Below are 16892 nucleotides of genomic sequence, written 5' to 3'. Positions count from 1 at the left end.
CCCTCCAGCGGGTACGACCGATGATGACTCATGCCGTCACCTCCCGGCTTTCGGCGGCGAGCTGGTCGAGCGCGTCCATCGTGCTGTGCCAGCGGCGACGACTGAGCCTCAATCGACGTTCCTCATCGCTCATATGGCTAAGACACCACCGGTCGATACACCGTTCAACGCGCTTATACCCGATCACCCGCGGTTCCAGGCCGGCATCCCGGAAAATATCGACAGGACGGTCGCCGTCGAGATACCGGCGCATGCATTCCGTCTGAAACGCGAACGTGTAGTAGATGCGCGTCGGTGAGACATGCTCGACCGCGGGCAAGGCAGCGAGCCGTTCCATCTCCTCCACGGAGAACTCGCTGTTCCTACATCCCTTCTTCGACATGGGACCCCTCCTTTCCGCAGGAAGCGTGCAGCTTCGCGAGCAGGCGTTCCTCGGCCACATCGCGCAGCGTGGATACTCGGCACAACGACCACACGCACAGCACGAACCCGCACGCCAACAGACCGAGCATCAGGATGGACAACACCGCCAACACCATCTCCATGCTCATCGCGCACCTCCAGCCAGCTGCGGCATGCAGCCGCGAGCGGACAATGCGGCGAGATCGGCGGCCGCGTCACGTTCCCGATCGGCCCAACGATCCACGATCGACGCGGCCAGCAGCGTCAACGCGGACACCAGCGCGCCCCACACGCCCAGCGCCAGATCGAACCAGCCGATCGTCAGCAGCAGCACGAATGCCATGACGAAAGACGCCAAAGCGACCACGGCCGCAGCGATCCCGATGCGCCGGTAATGATCCCGACGCGAAACCCAATACTCCACCTCGCCCATCAGCGCACCTCCATGTGCAAGCCATTCGACGGGTGCATCATCATGCACCGATCCCGCCGAGACGAAACGTGAACAAAACGTGACGAAAATGTCCGTCCAAAACGCGAGAACTGCTGCGTAGCCTTGAGACAGGACGCAGGAATCACGCAGAAAAGCCTGTTAAAGTCAACCATGTGTGATGACACTCCTACACAATGCATGAGCCGCAAACCCCGGTGATCCTGGACAGAACAGCAGGGCGAACGACTCGGGAAACGTTGTCGCACAGCCGGTATCCGACGGCAATCGGATACCGGCATTTTCTTGTATTGAGAGGCAAACAGAGATGTCCGAATCAGCTAGACCGACCACCCCCTCCCGAACCGGCATCACGGAAAGACTCAAGAATCTCATCCGCCGACCGACAGTCGACTGCGGAACAACGCACGAACGGATCGGCATCCGACCGGTGGCAAACGAGATCGAGGCACAAGAAGTCTGGCTGCTGCTCGCCGAACAGATCGCGCATCCAGCAAACCGCCCCCGTCCACAAGTCATCAGGTATGACGACGGCACGCTCAGGCCGACGCTTATAGGGGCGTGGTCCAAAAACGGCCTCATAGGCGCAGCCTTCGTCGAGCCAGACGAAATAGCAGCCCAGGACTTCGCGAGGTTCGGAGACCACGATGCCGCACAGATTATCCGCAGTCACGTAGCCATCCTTGAGGGGATCGCGGTCATTCCCGAGCGTAGGCGCGAAGGCGTCGGACTGAAGATCAAGCTGTTCTGCGACGCTTGGGCGGCACAGCACCACGCTAAGGTCATCCTCGGCATCCCCACCAATATGGCGGCGAGACGCCTCAACGAGAAAGCCGGCCACACGGTCCTTGAGGCGAACGTCGGACTCGTCATGCAGATCACGGACAAGTACAACACGCCCATCTCGCATCCCGTCGCGATGTGCCGAACCCAGGACGACGGCTTCTCCGCATGGGCTTGGCGCATACTCAGCAAGACGACAGGGGCGGCCATTCACATCGGAGAGTACGGGCCGATTCCCGTAAAAGGTGGTGCCGACGAGCAATCTGGACAGGTCCGCTGGCTGGACAGCACCGGAGCCACTGGCCTCGATGTTCTGCGGGGCATCATCTGCCGATTGATTCACTCCCTCGTGTGAATCAATCATGGTCACATACGGTTCGTTGACGGAATCTGAATGGCCGGCGGCGTCGATCGCCGCGAACGCCTCGGACAGAAGACCGAACACGCCGCAGAACACGTAATCCGCGCTGGCATCCAGCACATCCGCCGTCAACCCCTTCGGCTTGTTGTCGCCGGTCAAGGGGGCGCCGACGTAACGGTACGCACGCCAAGGACCCTCGAAACCGGCACCGCCGGCAGGACGAACCGCGCAACCCACATACCAGCCATCCATCGGCGGGATCGGCTCACCGGAACGCCACGAGCAATCCACCAGCGGCTGAACATCAGCGATACGCATCAGACCAACACCTCCTCGCGGGCATCAAGACCCAGAACGAAATCAGACGACAAGCCATAACGGTCATGAAGAAACAGCAAGTCTTTCTGCTGCCACGCCGTCTCGCCATTGATCTTTTTCCAGATCGATGACGGCGACTGGCCCATGATGCTCGCAAACTCGCGATAAGAAAGACCCTGGTTCATCAACCATTCCTTCATCCGAATACTTCCTTTCGCGTCTGTTTCTTTCTTCATAACTAATACCATAATGTTTCTTTTGACGAAATGCAAATCGTGTCGCTATACTGTTCATTAGTTATTAAGAAAGCGCCGAATTCAAGGAGAAAGCAATGACGGCCACAATGTCTATGCCTGAGACCAAGAACATGGACCAAGAGGTCAGCTATGCCGAGTCTGTAATTTCTAGGAATGTGAAGTTGCTGCTGGCAGCGCAGGGTAAGTCTCAAAGCTCTTTGGCTACTGCTATGGGTATTCGTGGTGCCACTATGACCAATAAAATCAAGGGGCGTATTGCGTGGTCAGTGGCAGATTTGGTGAGGGCAGCAGACTTCCTTGGGACTTCTGCCAATGCTCTGATGGATGACACGATGCTTAAACAGCTTCAGGGAATGGGTAACAAAAAAGCCTCGGAAAATTCCGAGGCTTCAAATAAGCTCCTGCGGCTGGGCTTGAACCAGCGACCGTCCGATTAACAGTCGGATGCTCTGCCAACTGAGCTACGCAGGAATGTTCATTTATGTGAGCACACGCAAGATGCGCACGAGTTAAAGATTTTATCCGTTACCGCGATCGACGCAAATCGTACGACATATCGGCGTGTCGGAGAAACGTCCGATAGGGCTCACATGCTGATCTTGGTCAGCGGCATGGCCGAGTCGATCGCGAAATCGGGGGCGGACGGCGCCACGCCGGCCTCGACCAGGTTCACGCCGAGCATGGCGACCATCGCGCCGTTGTCGGTGCACAGCTTGATCTGCGGGATGCGCACCTCGACGCCGCAACGTTCGCCGTATTCGAGCAGTTTGGCGCGCAATTGCGAGTTCGCGGAGAATCCGCCGCCCACGATCAGCGACTTCGACCCGTACTGTTCGCAACCGCGCATGGCCTTTTTCGCGAGCACGCTCGCCACCGAGTCCGCAAGCGACGCGCACACGTCGTCCACGGGGATCTCGCGCCCGGCCGCCTGCTGTTCCTCGATCCAACGGGCCACGGCGGTCTTGACGCCCGAGAAGCTGAAATCGTACGGGTGCGCCGCGCCGGCCTTGCCCTGCGTGAGTCCCTGCGGCACGCGAATGGCCTTCGGATCGCCGTGCTGCGCGTGTCGATCGATATGCGGGCCGCCAGGATACGGGAAGCCGAGCAGTCGCGCCACCTTGTCGAAGCACTCCCCCGCCGCGTCGTCAAGCGTGGTGCCGACCACGTCGATGTGCCGCGCCACGTCCTCGACGTGCAGCAGCGACGTGTGACCGCCCGAGACGATGAGCGCGAGCGTGTCCGGCGGAAACGCGCCGAACTGCAGCTGGGTGACGGCGATGTGCCCGATCACATGGTTGATGCCGTAGATCGGCTTGCCGGCCGCCCATGCGAGCGCCTTCGCGCCGGAGACGCCGACCGCGAGGCACCCGGCAAGGCCGGGGCCGGCGGATACGGCGATCGCGTCCACGTCCGACAGTTCCAGCCCGGCGTCGGCGAGCGCCTGCGAGACGCACGGCACGAACGCCTCGGCATGCGCTCGCGATGCGATTTCGGGGATGACGCCGCCGTATCGCGCGTGTTCGTTCATGGACGAGGCGACGACGTTGGAGCGCAGGGTGCGGCCCTGCACGATGGCCGCGGCGGTTTCGTCGCAGGTCGATTCGATGCCCAGTACGATCGGTTCGCTCATTTCGTCTCCTCGTGGTTCCCGTGTTCCGTATGTTCGGCGCCATAATGGCTCGTATGCGCGCCGTCCGCGCTTTGGAAGCCGACGACGTGCGGCTCCAGATCCAGCGCCATGACGTGTGCGTCGATGCCTTCCGGCTGGTAGTACCGCTTGCGCAGGCCGATGTTCTCGAAGCCGAACCGGCGGTACAGCGCGATGGCCGGCTCGTTGACGACGCCGACTTCCAGCAGGATGCGTCGTGCGCCCTGTTCTCGCGCACATTCGATCAGCCATGCCATCATTGCGGCCGCGATGCCTTGCCGCTGATGGGCCTTGCCGACGCCGACGTCCATGATCTCCGCGTCGTCGCCGTCGTACCAGAAGCCGGCGAATCCGCGCACGTCGGCCGGTCGTACCGTATCGCCATTCCGTTTGTCCGCGACGTCGAACACGTATGTGCGGGCCGGTGCGTCAAGCTCCTGCCTGACCGACGCTTCGCTCCACGCGTGGCTGCCGAACAGTTCGATTTCGAGCGCACGAATGGCGGCAACGGCCGTCCCGCGATCGATCTCATCCAAGGAAATCAGCATCAGGCGGCCCTCTTCGCGCCTTCATGGCCGAGCACGTGCTTGAGAGGCGCGGGGATCTCCGCGTCCGGCCGGCGCAGGTACAGCGGTTCGACGGGCACTTCCCGGTCACCGCGCAGTCCGCGTGTCAACGCGCACGACGCGAACAACGCCACGCCGGATTTGCCGGCGTCCAGCACGGACCCGTCGACCACATGTCCGAGCGTATCGCCGAATCCCTTCCATGAGTCCGCGTATTTGGCGGCACCGTGACCGGCGATGTCCACGACGTATCGCACGCCGTCATACGCGGAACGTGCGGCAAGTTCCGCATTCACGCGTTCCACGATCCGTTCGGGATAGTCGATGTCCATGCCGATCCAGCGGTTGGCGTCGGCCTCGGCGTCGGGCATATTGGTCGTGCCGTGGATGAGCGTGAAGTACAGCTGCTTGCGACGCGCATCGTTTACGCACAGAGTGACATGCCGATCGATTTCGGCGTATTCCGCCTGTGCGGCCGCGTCGTCGCGATCCCGTGACATGTCGTTCGATACCAGCCTTGGCACGTCCGCCAGAAAGTCGACGCCGGCGAACGCATCACGGTCACTCATGACGGCGGCCAGCATCTCGTGCTGCGGTTCGAGCACGTTCTGCCCGATGAGTCTCGCGCCGGTCGCGAACGCGATGGCCTTGGCGGCGACGATGCCGGCACGCAGTCCGGTGAACGGCGCGGGACCGAGTCCGACGACGATCGTCTCGATGTCGGACGACGTGAATCCGGCCTCGCCGACCGCGCGGGCGATGTTGGCCTGCAGGCGTTCGACGTGGGTGCGCGAGTCGGTTTCGACGATCGGCTCGCGTCCCACGATGCCCACGGTCGAACCGTACGACGTGTCGATCACCAGCGTGCAACCCATGCGTGTCTCTCCTTGAACTTGACCGATCCCGAACGATGCGTCCGAAAAACCTGTAGCGAGTCTACAACAAGGAGTCCCGCGCGTCTTCCTTCACTCGATGGTCCACGAATCCCATCGCGCGCCGACCGGCGCCAGCGTGACCACGCGCGTGCCGTCGCTGGTCAGTTCGCCGATAGCGCCGTCGGCCCCGGTCGTTCCTCCGTCGGACGGCACCGGACGGTCGATGTGGATCTCCAACCGTTCCGGCGCGAGCGCCGCGGCCATCTGCTCACCCCACTCCATGAGGATCACCGTGTTTTCTCCCGGGTCCTCAAGCTCCTCGTCGAGGCCGAGCGATTCCAGTTCGTCGAGCAGCCGGCCGATCGCGTCCTGTCCGGGCGCATAGTCGTTGCCGCCGAGCCGATATGCGTCGACGTGCACGAGATGCGCGGGCGAACCGTCGGCGAACCGTCCGTCGAGTTCGCGGGCGATGGTGAACGTCGGGGAGACGATCGGCTCGCCGATGCCCAGACCACGGCCGAACCCTTGCGCGAACGTGGTCTTGCCGGCGCCGAGCGGACCGGACAGCAGCAGCACGTCGCCGCCGCGCACGGAGCCTGCGATTCGCTCCCCCAAAGAGCGCATGTCCTCGTCGGTCGGCACGCTGATGGTGATAGCGTCGCTCATGATTCCCTTCCCTTCCTGCTGATCGCGATGATGCACCGTTCAAGCGCATACACGGGGTCGCCGCCGTTCGTCTTGCTTTGTTCGTCGGCCCATGCGAGGAGCCGGATGCATCGGCTCATGCCGTCGGACGTCCATCCGGACAGCTGGCGTTGCGCGTTTTTGAGCACCCATGGGTTCATTTTGGCCTCGGCCTGCGAGATCACGCCCGAACGCACGGCGGAGGCCTTGGCCATGGAGCGCAGTTTCATGGCGAGCGCGCCGATGAGCGCGATCGGATCGGTGCCCTGTTCGACGGCGGAACGCATGCGCACGATCGCCTCGGCGGTTCGCCCGGCGACGGCCGTGTCGGCGACTTCGAAGCCGGTGACCTGCGGATTGCCGGTCAGATACTGGTTGACACGCTCGATGCCGATCGGATCGTCGTCGAAATCGAAGCACAGCTGGTCGCACATGGCCGCCAGTTCGCCGGTTTTGTCGCCGAGCACGGCGACGAGCTGCTGCGCCGCGGCGGGGTCGACGCGGCGATGGTGCCGTTCGAACCGGCCGATCGTGAAGTTGAGTTTGGCGTCCGCTTTCTTGAGATCGGCCACGGATTCCTTGCGGGCGCCCGCCCGTTCGAGCTGGTCGACGACGCGTTTGCCTTTCATGCCGCCCTCATGCTGGCAGATGACGATGCTGGCGGTGTTCGGCTCGTCGCAGGCTTGCCGGCAGTAGGCGACCATCGCGTCGGCGAGTTTGTCGTCGGCGTTCTGCAGGTTGGTCACGGTGACGATCGCGACGTCGGCGAGCAGCGACGGGCTGACGGCTTCGTCGAATTCGTACCGGTCGGTCTGTGTGGCGTCGAGTTCGATCTCCTCCGCGTCGGGCCGCTTCCGGCGCGCCTGGTCACGCAGGTCGCGCACCGTTTGCCCGTTCAGGTACGGGTCTCCGCCGAACACGATGGTGAACGGCGCGTTCTTCGATGTCCGTGCAGCCATGCCTTCACGCTCCTTCGTTGTCTAGGCCAACATAGCAAAGCCGCACAACAGACATGACGATCGCCCCGGAACACGCGGTTTCGGGGCGATCGTCATGCAAGTGATGATGAAGGATGCTCGCGATCAGGCCATAGGCGTCTCCTGGCCGCGCGAGATGCGCAGGGTGGCGAACTGGTACGGGCCGAAGTGGAGCCGTGCGCCGTCGGCGGCATGCGTCGCGCCCGTCAGGGCGACCGGCAGGTCGGCGGCGGGAGCGCCCTGTTCCAGTACGTCGGTTTCGCGGACCGTGGCGTTTGCCCCCAGCACGTCGCTCACATGCAGCACGGCGTCGGCATGGCCGCCAGCGGATTCGTAGACGCGTGCGACGAGGTCGCCGGAACCGTCGTCGGCCGGCTTGATCCAGTCGATCACGGCCATACCGTCGGTCACGTCAAGGGAGACGAGCGGCGCGATCGCTGGCACGTCGTGCAGGGTCGGCGCGTTGATGGCGCACGCGGCGTCGACGGTGCGTTCGATCGTCGCGTCCGGAATGACGGACCAATCGTATTCGTGACGGCCGATGTCGGTGCGCGGGTCGGGGAAGGTGGGCGCGGACAGCAGCGACAGGCGGAACATCGTGCCGTTCGCCGTGCCCTGAGACGCGTCGCCGATGATCGGAGCGGCGTCGGATCCGTAGATCGACCCGTTGACGACGGCCGCCGCGTATCCGGCCTCGCGCAGGATGGCGAAACGGTTCGTGCTGCTTTCGAACTTGGCTTCGTCGGACGCGCTGTTCTTGACGATCGGACGTTCGACCAGACCGTACTGGCAGTCGTATACGGCGCGGTCGGCGACGACGGACAGCGGTACGTCGACCTTGAGGAAGCGTTCGCGGGCCTTCCAGTCGACATCGGTGTGGAAGTCGAGCTGCTTGGCGCCGGAACGCAACGTGATCGTCGTCGTAATCGTCGTGTCGCCTTCGACGGTGCGCACGGTGACGGTCGCGGCGTCCGCCCCGTCGACGCAGGCGTCGACGATTTCGCCGTGCATGCCGTTCGCCATGAGCAGAGATTCGCGTTCGATCTCCCAGGCGTCCCATACGGCCGGCTCGTCCTTCATCAGTTCGTAGCAGCCGAGACGGGCACCGGCGGGCACGAGTTCACGGCCGTTCGCCTCGTCGACCAGCGACGAGACGGTGCCGTCAGGTTCGACGACGACGCTGACGAGTCCGTTGGCGAGTTCCGCGCCGCCGTCGGCACGCCTGTTCAGCGTGGCCGGCGCGTCGGCGACGGGCTGCGCGGCACGCACCTGCCATGAGCCGCCGTCGGCACGGTACTGGCTGATGCGCGCGGCCGGCAGCACATCGGCGTCCGGGTCGCTTGCACGCAGCACGGCGCAGATGTCCTCGGCGATCTCGCCCAGACGCTTGAGGTCGCGGCGGTAGTTGTCGCGCGCCTCGCGGTGCACCCATGCGATCGCGGAACCGGGCAGGATGTCGTGGAACTGGTCGAGCAGCAGCGTCTTCCAGATGCGGTCCATCTCCTCGCGCGGATACTCATAGTCCGGGTCGGCGAGGATCGCGGCGGCACCGAGATATTCGACCGTACGCAGGAGGGACTCCTCCATGCGGCATCCGCGCTTCATGTCCTGCTGGGCGGTGAGCGTGCCGCGATGCAGTTCGAGGTACAGTTCGCCCTTGTATGCGGGCATTTCCGGACCGGCGTTCTCCTCGAGCTGCGCGTGCGCCTTGTCGAAGAACTCGTTGGGGCCTTCGACGGTCACGCGCGAGACGCCTTCAAGGTTCTCGTAGCGATGCAGGTGCTCCATCATGTCGCGCGTGGGGCCGCCGCCGCCGTCGCCGAATCCGAAGAGCAGCAGCGAGCGGTCGGCGAGATCCTTGTCCTGGAAGTTCTTCTCGGCGTAGTCAAGCTCCTGGACCTTGCACCATGCGGCATAGGTGTCCGCGGGCGGGAAGTGCGTGAAGATGCGCGATCCGTCGATGCCCTCCCACATGAACGAGTGGTGCGGGAACTTCGTGGTGTCGTTCCACGAGATCTTCTGCGTGAGGAACCATTCATAGCCTGCGCGACGGGCGATCTGCGGCCATGCCCCCGTGTAGCCGAAGCTGTCCGGCAGCCAGATGCCGCGGGGTTCGACGCCCAGATGCTCCTTGAAGTAGCGGCGGCCGAACGTGATCTGGCGGATCAGCGACTCGCCGGTCGGCAGCATGCCGTCCGCTTCGACCCACATGCCGCCGACCGGGATGAACCGGCCTTCGGCGATGCGCTGCTTCATGCGCGCGAAGATGTCCGGGTGCTCGGCCTCGAGCCACTCGTACTGCTGGGCGGAGCTCATCGCGTACTTGAAATCGGGGTCGGCGTCCATGAGGGCGAGCACGTTGGATACGGTGCGGGCCACCTTGCGATGGGTCTCGCGCACCGGCCACAGCCATGCGGAGTCGATGTGCGCGTGACCGACGGCGCTCACGTTCATGGCGGACGCGTTCGCCGGCTTGGCGAGCACGCCGGCGAGACGCTCGCGCGCGGCGACGACGGAATCGGGATGCTGCTCGTCGAACGTGTTGATCGAACGCTGCAGGGCCTTGGCGAGCTGCCAGTAGCGCGGCGAGGACTTGTCGGCGAATTCCATGAGCTGGGAGACGACGTCGAGGTCGACGAAGTAGTCCTCGTAGCGCTGGTCGAATTCGGTCAGGTCGGCGGAACGGAACACGTACGGCTCGTCGGGCTTGCCGGTGGCCTTCTCGCCGAGTTCGGTCTCGATGAACGGCGGCACGCCGAGCAGCAGCGGGTTGCTGGCGGCCTCGAGGTAGACGGTGAACGTGCCGTCTTCGGCGATCGGGACCTGTGACTTGCCGTCCGCGGTCATGAACGGCACCCAGGTGTTGAGCGGGTGCACGGCCTTGATCGCCGTGCCGTCGGCGCGGTAGACGAGGCCTTCGATATGGCCGCCGCATGAGTGCGGATACCATCCGAGGTCGAGGACCAGTTCGAGCGGTTTGCCGTTCGGGTAGCCTTCCGGCACACGGCCGGTGAGGCGGAACCAGACGGTGCCCCAGGTGGTTCCCCATTCGCTGCCGATCGAGAACGGCTTGAAGTCGATCTCGCCGCGGCGCTCCTTGGCGAAGAACTCGTCGACGGGCATCGGCTCGCCGGGAATGTCGAAGGCTTCGACATTCAGCTTCGCTATGCTCGGGTGGATGTGCGGCTGTACGCGCTGACGAACGACGCGCTTGCATCGTTCGAGCTGCTGTTCGGGTTTGAGGAACATCGTCGTCTCTTTTCGCTCCCTTGTCTGCCGGTTCGCCGGCTTCCGTCGTCACGGTGACGTATTGGTTCACGCCGTTAACTAAAGCGCTTTAGTGACCATGATGGGACCTGCCGGACGAAAAGTCAAACCGCGCGTGTTCCAGACGATCCGCCCTCCTCGCGCGGCGCGCGCCGACGCACGACGATACGCGCCGACGCACGCCCGGCGCCGGGGCCGGATATGCAAAAAGCGCCGCCCCTTGCGGAGCGGCGCTTGCGAAACAGTGGAGTCGCGGGGAATTGAACCCCGGTGCATCATGCGCGAGACGCTTACTGCCGCTTGGATTATGCGGCCTTGCCCGTGTCGCTTGCCCACATTTTGCCCACATTTTCCAGCAGCAGCGCGTTCATCGCCTCGCCGACCGCGTCGAGGTCGTCGTCGAAAAGATCCGCATACACGTCCAATGTCATGGCGGCGCTCGTATGGCCGAGCTGGCGTTGCACGGCCTTGACGTTCGCGCCGCTTTTGATCATGAGGCTCGCGGCCGTGTGCCGCAGGTCGTGCACGGTCATCTCGCCTTTGATGCCGGCGCGTTTGCGCGCCCAGTAGAACCACGACGATTCGTCGTTCGGTCCCTTTTTGCGCCGCAGCCAGCCTCCACCCCGCGCCTCGAACAGGATCACGTCGTCCGATCGGGTGCCGCACAGGGCGCGCAGCTCCCTGTCGAGCAGCGCAGGATACACGACCTTGCGCCATTTGTCCGACTTCGGGGTATCCACCACGATCTCTCCTTTGACCTCGGTCGCGTTCCGCCGCACCCACAGGCGATGGTGTTCGAGGTCCACGTCGCCGACGCGCAGGCCGACGAGCTCGCCCCATCTGATGCCGGTCAGGCCGAGCGTGAGCACGATGGTCCGGCGCCATCCGGCCGCGTCCGCCAGGCGTACGAGCTCCGCCATGGTCAAATACCGGTGTTCCTTCCTGCGTTTCTTCGGCAGTTCGAGGCCGTCGCATGGGGTCGCCGGGATGAGCCGGTCACGCACGGCCTGCCGGCATAATGCGGACAGGATGCCTTCGGCTCTCAGAACGACGGTCGCGCTCACGGGCGGCGTCTCCCACTCATCCTCCGCGCCGGCTTTTCGCACGCCTGCGGTCAGCAGGCTCACCCATTCCTGTATCTCGCCGTGCGTCAGGGACGCGACCTCACGGTTCCCCCACTTCGGCTCGACCCGATGATCCCATTCGCGTTCGAGGCTGTCGATGTAGCTGGCCTTGCACCGGGTCTTCTTCGCGGCGATCCACGCCGGCCACAACGTGCCGACGGTGGTCCTGCCTGCGGTCGGATCAATATAGCGCCCTTCGGCCTTGGCGATGGTCACATGCTCGGCCGCCCATGTCTCCGCGTCGATCTTGCGTCTGAACCCGCGCCTGTCGGTCTGCGTGCCGTCGGGCTTCCTGTAGCGCACACGGTAGCGTACGCCGTTCGCGGTCTGGTATCTGGTGATGTTCGCCATTTTGGGTGCGCTTCGCCCGTGCCGTCGTCGATGACGGTATGATGAGGGCGAAGCGGCCTCCTTTCTTCTTTCTCTGGGCTTGCTTTCGATTGCCGGTTATGGGTGTTGGCGCATCCGCCGGCCTCTCCCCTCTCGCACGGCAATGCGGGAGGGGATTTTTCTGTTTTAGGCGTCCTGCGGGTCGATGGTGACGGTGCCGATCTGTGTATCGAGCATTTCGGCGGCGTCCCGCACCTGTTCCTCGACTTGGTCGAGTCGGCGGGCCTGGATGAACAGGCCGGGGATTTCGGGGACTTCGACGGCCCACCAGCCGCCGCTGCAGGTGCAGACGGCGGTGGCGTTGGCGATAGGGGTCATTCTGTTTCTTTCTGTTTGCGTGGGCGGCCGCCTTTGCCGGGACGCTGGGCGTTCCATTGGTCGATGGTTTCGGGGAGCCATCCTCGTGTGGTTCCGGTGAGCGCGTCGGGTTCGGGGAGCCTGTAGCGGGCGAGGGCGCCTTTGGTGACGTCGAGTCGCTGGGCGATCTCGGTGAGGCTGAGGTATCGGATGGTCATCGCCGGCCGTCCTTGTGGTCGAGGCCGGCCGTGAGGCCGAGGATGCCTGTGGCGACGGCCATGACGGCGAGTGTCCACGGCGTGAATCCGGCGATGGCGCCGCAGGCGGTGGCGATGCCCATGAGCAGGCTGGAGATTCCTTTGAGGTTGTGTTTCATGGTGGTTTGCGGGATGATGGGGAGGCCGGGAGATTCTGGATAGTATGAGTATCTGGAATCCCCCGGTTGCTACTTCTTGTGTCGTGGCCGTTTATGTCTGTCGTGCTTGTCGATGATGAAGTCGATCAGTTGCAGCAGCAGGCTGATGGCCGCGATGACGAGCGAAGCGATCTCCCATTTCAATCTTTCCGCGTCACCTCCTCTCTTGAGTTGTCCTGTCGGGAACCTCCCGACATAAATATAATAACACAGTATGTAGATTATGGCAAGTCGGGCAACCCACGACACGCCACCCCATCCCGCAGCAAACGCTGGAAGTCCCGGATCACCTGCACGGTGCGGTCGAGTTCGGCGGCGATGAGGAACGCGTCGCCGTCGTACATGCGTTCCGCGTCCGCATAGTCGTCCACACGGACCATGAGCCGCGCCGTCTCAAGCCGGCAGCGCATCTCCTGTTTCGCGGTGTAATGCCCGTCGCCATCATCCCCGTACCAGCGATGCACGAGCTCATGCACCAACGTGCACCGTTTCTTGGTCAGGTCGATGCGCCGGTCGATCAGGATCGTATCCGTCTCCAAGCAGTACACGCCGTCCATTTTGTCGGGCAGGAGATCGCTCATCACGGTCAGGCCGGGCGCGGTCTCGTACAGGGCCATGCGCATCCGCCCATACGATTGGAACGGGTCGACCGGCAGGCGGATCGCGCTTACCTCCATCATCCGATGGCTTTTGGCCTGCATGGTAACCCCTTTATGTCGCATTTGGTAGGATTCGACGCATGGACGACGTTTTCGACATCCCCGCCAAGCCGTGGACGGGTTCGACGATCAAGGCGATGCGCGACGAGATCGTGCGCGGCGGCGACTCGGTGCCTGGACTCGACTATGCGACGGTGTACGCCTGGTATTCGCAGGTACTCGTGAACCTCGTGGAACGGTTGAACGCCATCGACTACACGACGCTTATCGGCGGCCAGCCGGATATCTCCTTCCGGGTCAAGACGGTGGACACGCTGCGCGACAAGCTGATCCGGCAGGACAGCACTCCCCTGTTCCGCGTGCATGACATCATCGGGGCGCGCATCACCGCGGACATGACGCTCAGCCAGCAGAATCAGGTCGTGGATGCGGTGGGCGCATTGTTCCCGAACCATCAGGTGTCGGACATGCGCGAGCATCCGCATTCCGGCTATCGGGCGGTGCACGTTATCGTCCGGCTGCCGCGCGGCATCTTCGCCGAAGTGCAGGTGCGCACCATGCTGCAGGATGCTTGGGCGAACTGCTATGAGGCGATGGGCGACCGGTACGGCCGGCTGATCCGCTACGGCGGCTACCCCGAATCCAGGAACGTCAAAGATCTTGTCGTCACCATGCAGCAGCTGTCCAACGCGGCCATGACGCTGGAGGAGCATCCGGATGACCGCTGGATGGCTCAGGTCGCGGAGTTGATAGTGTCGCTGCTGCGCAGTTCGGCCGACTACTACCGGACCTTGGATCCCCGGCAGCTCGACCGTTTTCGGGCATTGTCTGACGATGCGATCAAACTGATAGGACAACGACGGGAGGCTGCTGATGGTGGGCATGGTGATCCGGTACAACCGGAGGACGGGCGACAGGATCGTCCGTGAGTATCCCGGTCCGAATGGGTATATGGACGCGGTGAACGATCCGGACTTCCGCAAGGACATGGGCAAGCATCTCGGTGACTGGGAGCTGGCCGTGATCGGCTCCCAATCGTTCGACGCGATCCGCGTGACGCATTCCCGGTATTTCACCGGCAAGGACGTCACCCCAGCGGCGGCGTGACCCATCGCCGCACATCGACTGTTCGTGGCCCCGGTCTTCGCGACCGGGGCTTTCTTGTTGTCGTCATGTGATTGCGGGATCATCGTCGATCTCCTTCCGACCATTTTGTTGAGGTCAGCAAAATGGTCATGTCAACTGCCGAGAAATCTTCGGCGGTTCAGTTGTCCGGTTTTTCCGGATGACTGGTTTAACCGTGTCGGTTTCGACACGTTTATGCGGTTTGGTCGTCTTCGTGCTCGTACTTGTGCTCGTCCATGTTGGCGGCGAAACCAACGCCCTCGCGCAGGAAGCGACGCGTCTGATCCAGCTTCTCCTGCTCGCGCCGCGCGACCGGATCGACCGCAGGAGCGGGGGCGGGTTTGTGTTCTTCGATGACGACGGGTTCGTTCCAGATCGGTTTATCCGGCTGACGATCAAGACGGCTGGCAAGTTCGTCTATTAACTGCTTGTCGGTAGCGGCATGCAGGGCCGACCTCACTGCCGCAACACCTCGCTCGTCATCACGTAGATAATCGAACGCAACAAGCGCCTCGACCGGATCTTTGTGATAAGCGCGCGCAATCAAAATAACGTTCTCAGCAGAAAAACCGAGATCGTTGTTGTACTGACGCCATGCAGTGGTCTTTATGATGCCTGATTTTTGAGCAACTTCAGCGATGGTGTCTTCGTTAATTGTGGACTCTAGCCATTCGTATTTGTTCATGGTTGCATTATGCAACACTTTCGGTTGCAAGTCAAGACACGCCGAAGCGGTTGCGTGTTGACATCTTCGGTTGCAAAGTGTTATTACTAGTTGCACAACGAAACCACGGAGTGCAAAACGAAAGGAGGTTGCCGGATGACTCTGGCAATGACATTCAAACCCGATTTCCTCGAGCGCAGCCGAAGGATGAGCGGACTCAAGACCGACGCGGCCTTCGCCGGCGCGATCGGAGTCAGCGAAAGCGTGCTCAGCAAGGCCAAGCGCACGAACATCGCGACCCCTGCGATGATCGTCGGCTTCTACCGATCGTTCGGATTCACGCCCGGCGAAGTCGCGGAAGTCACCGACGTCCCCGACAAGGACGTCAAGCAAGCCGAAATGGAGGCGAGCGCATGAGCGTCTACGAGTGCGGTCACCTCGCCGGCACCGGCTACCACGACGTGAACCACTGCCTGCTCATGCAGGAAGTCAGGAAGGCCGAAAACCTCAACAATCCGGCCCGTCTCGTCCGCATCGGACGCAGCCACGGACTCACACCCAGCCAAACCATGAAACTCGCCAAGGAGGCATGACATGAAATCGAAACCGATCCGCCGGTTCACGTACGGCGGCACGGACAGTGCCAGCATCGACAGGCACGGCACCGCCAGCAGCTGGCGCATCTGGTTCGACAACGCGGACGAGGCCGTCATCATCGACGGTCTGACGAAAACCCAGTTGTTGGAGTTGGCCCGGCAGATCAACCGGACCGTCAAAGAAACCAAGGAGGCGTGAGATGCGTGATTGGTCACCTATCGAGTCGGTCGATCCTGTCGATCTCGCTGAAGGACTTTTGGAAGCGGTAACTGCGGTGGACCCCACCCTCGCTCGTCCACGACACGTAGATCTGAATGTCGAACAGGGCGGGCATCTCGGAGTCCCCGTTCGACTCCTCCCACTCAAGACGCCGAGCAGCCGCTTCCCGAAGATAGTCGCCGAACAGCGTCGAATGGAAGTCGAGATGGCCGAAACCGGGCACTTTGAGCGGGGCACCGGTGCCGCCTATCAGGTCGCACTCATTGTGGAAAAACAGAACCACCGTGTCTTCGGCCTTGTACGGGCATTGGTTAACCACGGAACAGACCAGGCGTTCGCAGTCGAACTCAGCGTCCCAGAGGTAGACAATCTGGTCTTTGCTGACGTCGAGTGCGTGTTGGCTGATCGCATTCGCGTTTGCGCTTATCTGGTTCGCCTCGGCTGCGATTTTGTTGGCCGTGTTGGCGTCTCGCGCGGCTTCATGAGCCATGCCGTTGGCCTTCTTGGCGATCTGGTTCGCATGGCTCGTCTGCAGCAGCGCGATCAGGCCGCAGACTCCTCCTACGGTCGCCCATCCGCCGATGGCGTTCCATATGTCGGTGATGAAGCGGATCACGTCATTCATACCGCGGATTCTACGCGGATATGAGAATCGCCCGTGCTGCAACACGGGCGATCAAGAAAGAAAAAACCTTCAACGAAAGGATATCACGATGAGCAGTGAGACCGGTACGTTCGACGTGCCTCACGTTTTTTGAGCGCGTAGGGTGTGGTGGTGCCTCATCGGGAATGAGCGCGAACGGTATCGGTCCT

Annotated in this window: 24 protein-coding genes and 1 tRNA gene; 7 read left to right on the top strand and 18 right to left on the bottom strand. The window is 62.7% G+C overall.

Annotation, left to right across the window (positions count from 1 at the left end; genetic code table 11):
• Positions 1 to 28 precede the first annotated feature (28 nt).
• Genes GFD25_RS07460 through GFD25_RS07450 form a run of 3 tightly spaced genes read right to left on the bottom strand, consistent with a single transcriptional unit; the run spans position 29 to position 835 of the window.
• Positions 29 to 382 (bottom strand): HTH domain-containing protein, encoded by a 354-nt coding sequence (locus GFD25_RS07460; RefSeq protein WP_204314821.1) that lies wholly within the window; start codon positions 380 to 382, stop codon positions 29 to 31.
• A complete protein-coding gene (locus GFD25_RS07455) occupies positions 363 to 551 on the bottom strand; it encodes a hypothetical protein (RefSeq protein ID WP_163231467.1) in 189 nt (62 codons plus the stop codon). The genes GFD25_RS07460 and GFD25_RS07455 overlap by 20 nt, the downstream gene beginning before the upstream one ends.
• Positions 548 to 835 carry a hypothetical protein gene (locus GFD25_RS07450; protein ID WP_163231465.1) on the bottom strand — a complete coding sequence of 96 codons (288 nt, stop codon included), beginning with the start codon at positions 833 to 835 and terminating at the stop codon, positions 548 to 550. Before GFD25_RS07450 ends, GFD25_RS07455 begins: the two co-directional genes overlap by 4 nt.
• A 325-nt stretch (positions 836 to 1160) precedes the next feature.
• On the opposite strand from GFD25_RS07450, the gene GFD25_RS12555 reads away from it, so the two are divergent.
• A complete protein-coding gene (locus GFD25_RS12555) occupies positions 1161 to 1991 on the top strand; it encodes a GNAT family N-acetyltransferase (RefSeq protein ID WP_420837549.1) in 831 nt (276 codons plus the stop codon).
• A 323-nt stretch (positions 1992 to 2314) separates the two neighbouring features.
• Here the strand turns inward: GFD25_RS12555 and GFD25_RS07440 are convergent, their stop codons facing one another.
• Positions 2315 to 2551, bottom strand: a complete 237-nt coding sequence (locus GFD25_RS07440; RefSeq protein WP_239512469.1) for a helix-turn-helix domain-containing protein — start codon at positions 2549 to 2551, stop codon at positions 2315 to 2317.
• Between the two features lie 95 nt (positions 2552 to 2646).
• On the opposite strand from GFD25_RS07440, the gene GFD25_RS07435 reads away from it, so the two are divergent.
• Entirely contained in the window at positions 2647 to 3009 is a 363-nt protein-coding gene (locus GFD25_RS07435; protein ID WP_204314825.1) for a helix-turn-helix domain-containing protein, read from the top strand.
• Here GFD25_RS07435 and GFD25_RS07430 read toward each other — a convergent pair.
• The 12 genes from GFD25_RS07430 to GFD25_RS07375 all read right to left on the bottom strand — a co-directional run bounded on the left by GFD25_RS07430 (position 2971) and on the right by GFD25_RS07375 (position 13516).
• A tRNA-Asn gene (locus GFD25_RS07430) sits at positions 2971 to 3043 on the bottom strand. The genes GFD25_RS07435 and GFD25_RS07430 overlap by 39 nt on opposite strands.
• A gap of 115 nt (positions 3044 to 3158) precedes the next feature.
• Positions 3159 to 4202, bottom strand: coding sequence for a tRNA (adenosine(37)-N6)-threonylcarbamoyltransferase complex transferase subunit TsaD (gene tsaD, locus GFD25_RS07425; protein ID WP_163231461.1), 1044 nt, complete (start codon positions 4200 to 4202; stop codon positions 3159 to 3161).
• Positions 4199 to 4768 (bottom strand): ribosomal protein S18-alanine N-acetyltransferase, encoded by a 570-nt coding sequence (gene rimI, locus GFD25_RS07420; RefSeq protein ID WP_163231459.1) that lies wholly within the window; start codon positions 4766 to 4768, stop codon positions 4199 to 4201. Before rimI ends, tsaD begins: the two co-directional genes overlap by 4 nt.
• Complete coding sequence (gene tsaB, locus GFD25_RS07415; RefSeq protein ID WP_163231457.1) at positions 4768 to 5661, bottom strand: tRNA (adenosine(37)-N6)-threonylcarbamoyltransferase complex dimerization subunit type 1 TsaB; 894 nt, start codon at positions 5659 to 5661, stop codon at positions 4768 to 4770. Before tsaB ends, rimI begins: the two co-directional genes overlap by 1 nt.
• A 90-nt stretch (positions 5662 to 5751) precedes the next feature.
• Entirely contained in the window at positions 5752 to 6327 is a 576-nt protein-coding gene (gene tsaE, locus GFD25_RS07410) for a tRNA (adenosine(37)-N6)-threonylcarbamoyltransferase complex ATPase subunit type 1 TsaE (RefSeq protein ID WP_163231455.1), read from the bottom strand.
• Positions 6324 to 7304, bottom strand: a complete 981-nt coding sequence (gene holA, locus GFD25_RS07405) for a DNA polymerase III subunit delta (RefSeq protein WP_163231453.1) — start codon at positions 7302 to 7304, stop codon at positions 6324 to 6326. The genes tsaE and holA overlap by 4 nt, the downstream gene beginning before the upstream one ends.
• Positions 7305 to 7427: 123 nt before the next feature.
• Positions 7428 to 10571 (bottom strand): alpha-mannosidase, encoded by a 3144-nt coding sequence (locus GFD25_RS07400; protein WP_163231451.1) that lies wholly within the window; start codon positions 10569 to 10571, stop codon positions 7428 to 7430.
• A 323-nt stretch (positions 10572 to 10894) separates the two neighbouring features.
• Complete coding sequence (locus GFD25_RS07395; RefSeq protein WP_163231448.1) at positions 10895 to 12064, bottom strand: tyrosine-type recombinase/integrase; 1170 nt, start codon at positions 12062 to 12064, stop codon at positions 10895 to 10897.
• 165 nt (positions 12065 to 12229) lie between these two features.
• Positions 12230 to 12421: a type II toxin-antitoxin system HicB family antitoxin gene (locus tag GFD25_RS07390; protein ID WP_163231445.1), complete on the bottom strand. Its 192-nt coding sequence runs from the start codon at positions 12419 to 12421 to the stop codon at positions 12230 to 12232.
• A complete protein-coding gene (locus GFD25_RS07385; RefSeq protein WP_163231443.1) occupies positions 12418 to 12618 on the bottom strand; it encodes a helix-turn-helix transcriptional regulator in 201 nt (66 codons plus the stop codon). The genes GFD25_RS07390 and GFD25_RS07385 overlap by 4 nt, the downstream gene beginning before the upstream one ends.
• Complete coding sequence (locus tag GFD25_RS07380; protein ID WP_163231441.1) at positions 12615 to 12776, bottom strand: hypothetical protein; 162 nt, start codon at positions 12774 to 12776, stop codon at positions 12615 to 12617. The genes GFD25_RS07385 and GFD25_RS07380 overlap by 4 nt, the downstream gene beginning before the upstream one ends.
• 260 nt (positions 12777 to 13036) lie before the next feature.
• Positions 13037 to 13516 carry an ImmA/IrrE family metallo-endopeptidase gene (locus GFD25_RS07375; protein ID WP_239512468.1) on the bottom strand — a complete coding sequence of 160 codons (480 nt, stop codon included), beginning with the start codon at positions 13514 to 13516 and terminating at the stop codon, positions 13037 to 13039.
• Positions 13517 to 13554: 38 nt separating this feature from the next.
• Here GFD25_RS07375 and GFD25_RS07370 point away from each other — a divergent pair, with 38 nt between their 5' ends.
• Both GFD25_RS07370 and GFD25_RS07365 read left to right on the top strand, forming a co-directional pair.
• Positions 13555 to 14403: a nucleotidyltransferase family protein gene (locus tag GFD25_RS07370; protein WP_163231438.1), complete on the top strand. Its 849-nt coding sequence runs from the start codon at positions 13555 to 13557 to the stop codon at positions 14401 to 14403.
• A gap of 22 nt (positions 14404 to 14425) precedes the next feature.
• Positions 14426 to 14581, top strand: coding sequence for a hypothetical protein (locus GFD25_RS07365; protein WP_163231436.1), 156 nt, complete (start codon positions 14426 to 14428; stop codon positions 14579 to 14581).
• Positions 14582 to 14792: 211 nt separating this feature from the next.
• Here the strand turns inward: GFD25_RS07365 and GFD25_RS07360 are convergent, their stop codons facing one another.
• Entirely contained in the window at positions 14793 to 15284 is a 492-nt protein-coding gene (locus tag GFD25_RS07360) for a hypothetical protein (RefSeq protein WP_163231434.1), read from the bottom strand.
• A 135-nt stretch (positions 15285 to 15419) separates the two neighbouring features.
• On the opposite strand from GFD25_RS07360, the gene GFD25_RS07355 reads away from it, so the two are divergent.
• The 3 genes from GFD25_RS07355 to GFD25_RS07345 are packed head-to-tail and all read left to right on the top strand — an operon-like array spanning position 15420 to position 16058.
• Positions 15420 to 15680, top strand: a complete 261-nt coding sequence (locus GFD25_RS07355; protein WP_163231433.1) for a hypothetical protein — start codon at positions 15420 to 15422, stop codon at positions 15678 to 15680.
• Positions 15677 to 15856 (top strand): hypothetical protein, encoded by a 180-nt coding sequence (locus tag GFD25_RS07350; RefSeq protein ID WP_163231431.1) that lies wholly within the window; start codon positions 15677 to 15679, stop codon positions 15854 to 15856. Before GFD25_RS07355 ends, GFD25_RS07350 begins: the two co-directional genes overlap by 4 nt.
• Position 15857: 1 nt before the next feature.
• Positions 15858 to 16058: a hypothetical protein gene (locus GFD25_RS07345; RefSeq protein WP_163231429.1), complete on the top strand. Its 201-nt coding sequence runs from the start codon at positions 15858 to 15860 to the stop codon at positions 16056 to 16058.
• Between the two features lie 13 nt (positions 16059 to 16071).
• On the opposite strand, the gene GFD25_RS07340 is transcribed toward GFD25_RS07345, so the two are convergent.
• Positions 16072 to 16704, bottom strand: coding sequence for a hypothetical protein (locus GFD25_RS07340; RefSeq protein ID WP_163231427.1), 633 nt, complete (start codon positions 16702 to 16704; stop codon positions 16072 to 16074).
• Between the last annotated feature and the right edge of the window lie 188 nt (positions 16705 to 16892).

It is taken from the genome of Bifidobacterium aerophilum, from assembly GCF_010667685.1.
GTDB lineage: Bacteria > Actinomycetota > Actinomycetes > Actinomycetales > Bifidobacteriaceae > Bifidobacterium > Bifidobacterium aerophilum.
Note: the sequence above shows the minus strand (reverse complement) of the source record. Positions and strands in the feature narration are given on the sequence as shown.

Bases quoted from the DNA above. Each gene is read 5' to 3' on its own strand.
- GFD25_RS07460 (WP_204314821.1), bottom strand. From the start codon at position 382: ATGTCGAAGAAGGGATGTAGGAACAGCGAGTTCTCCGTGGAGGAGATG.
- GFD25_RS07455 (WP_163231467.1), bottom strand. From the start codon at position 551: ATGAGCATGGAGATGGTGTTGGCGGTGTTGTCCATCCTGATGCTCGGT.
- GFD25_RS07450 (WP_163231465.1), bottom strand. From the start codon at position 835: ATGGGCGAGGTGGAGTATTGGGTTTCGCGTCGGGATCATTACCGGCGC.
- GFD25_RS12555 (WP_420837549.1), top strand. From the start codon at position 1,161: ATGTCCGAATCAGCTAGACCGACCACCCCCTCCCGAACCGGCATCACG.
- GFD25_RS07440 (WP_239512469.1), bottom strand. From the start codon at position 2,551: ATGAAGAAAGAAACAGACGCGAAAGGAAGTATTCGGATGAAGGAATGG.
- GFD25_RS07435 (WP_204314825.1), top strand. From the start codon at position 2,647: ATGACGGCCACAATGTCTATGCCTGAGACCAAGAACATGGACCAAGAG.
- tsaD (WP_163231461.1), bottom strand. From the start codon at position 4,202: ATGAGCGAACCGATCGTACTGGGCATCGAATCGACCTGCGACGAAACC.
- rimI (WP_163231459.1), bottom strand. From the start codon at position 4,768: ATGCTGATTTCCTTGGATGAGATCGATCGCGGGACGGCCGTTGCCGCC.
- tsaB (WP_163231457.1), bottom strand. From the start codon at position 5,661: ATGGGTTGCACGCTGGTGATCGACACGTCGTACGGTTCGACCGTGGGC.
- tsaE (WP_163231455.1), bottom strand. From the start codon at position 6,327: ATGAGCGACGCTATCACCATCAGCGTGCCGACCGACGAGGACATGCGC.
- holA (WP_163231453.1), bottom strand. From the start codon at position 7,304: ATGGCTGCACGGACATCGAAGAACGCGCCGTTCACCATCGTGTTCGGC.
- GFD25_RS07400 (WP_163231451.1), bottom strand. From the start codon at position 10,571: ATGTTCCTCAAACCCGAACAGCAGCTCGAACGATGCAAGCGCGTCGTT.
- GFD25_RS07395 (WP_163231448.1), bottom strand. From the start codon at position 12,064: ATGGCGAACATCACCAGATACCAGACCGCGAACGGCGTACGCTACCGT.
- GFD25_RS07390 (WP_163231445.1), bottom strand. From the start codon at position 12,421: ATGACCCCTATCGCCAACGCCACCGCCGTCTGCACCTGCAGCGGCGGC.
- GFD25_RS07385 (WP_163231443.1), bottom strand. From the start codon at position 12,618: ATGACCATCCGATACCTCAGCCTCACCGAGATCGCCCAGCGACTCGAC.
- GFD25_RS07380 (WP_163231441.1), bottom strand. From the start codon at position 12,776: ATGAAACACAACCTCAAAGGAATCTCCAGCCTGCTCATGGGCATCGCC.
- GFD25_RS07375 (WP_239512468.1), bottom strand. From the start codon at position 13,516: ATGCAGGCCAAAAGCCATCGGATGATGGAGGTAAGCGCGATCCGCCTG.
- GFD25_RS07370 (WP_163231438.1), top strand. From the start codon at position 13,555: ATGGACGACGTTTTCGACATCCCCGCCAAGCCGTGGACGGGTTCGACG.
- GFD25_RS07365 (WP_163231436.1), top strand. From the start codon at position 14,426: ATGGACGCGGTGAACGATCCGGACTTCCGCAAGGACATGGGCAAGCAT.
- GFD25_RS07360 (WP_163231434.1), bottom strand. From the start codon at position 15,284: ATGAACAAATACGAATGGCTAGAGTCCACAATTAACGAAGACACCATC.
- GFD25_RS07355 (WP_163231433.1), top strand. From the start codon at position 15,420: ATGACTCTGGCAATGACATTCAAACCCGATTTCCTCGAGCGCAGCCGA.
- GFD25_RS07350 (WP_163231431.1), top strand. From the start codon at position 15,677: ATGAGCGTCTACGAGTGCGGTCACCTCGCCGGCACCGGCTACCACGAC.
- GFD25_RS07345 (WP_163231429.1), top strand. From the start codon at position 15,858: ATGAAATCGAAACCGATCCGCCGGTTCACGTACGGCGGCACGGACAGT.
- GFD25_RS07340 (WP_163231427.1), bottom strand. From the start codon at position 16,704: ATGAATGACGTGATCCGCTTCATCACCGACATATGGAACGCCATCGGC.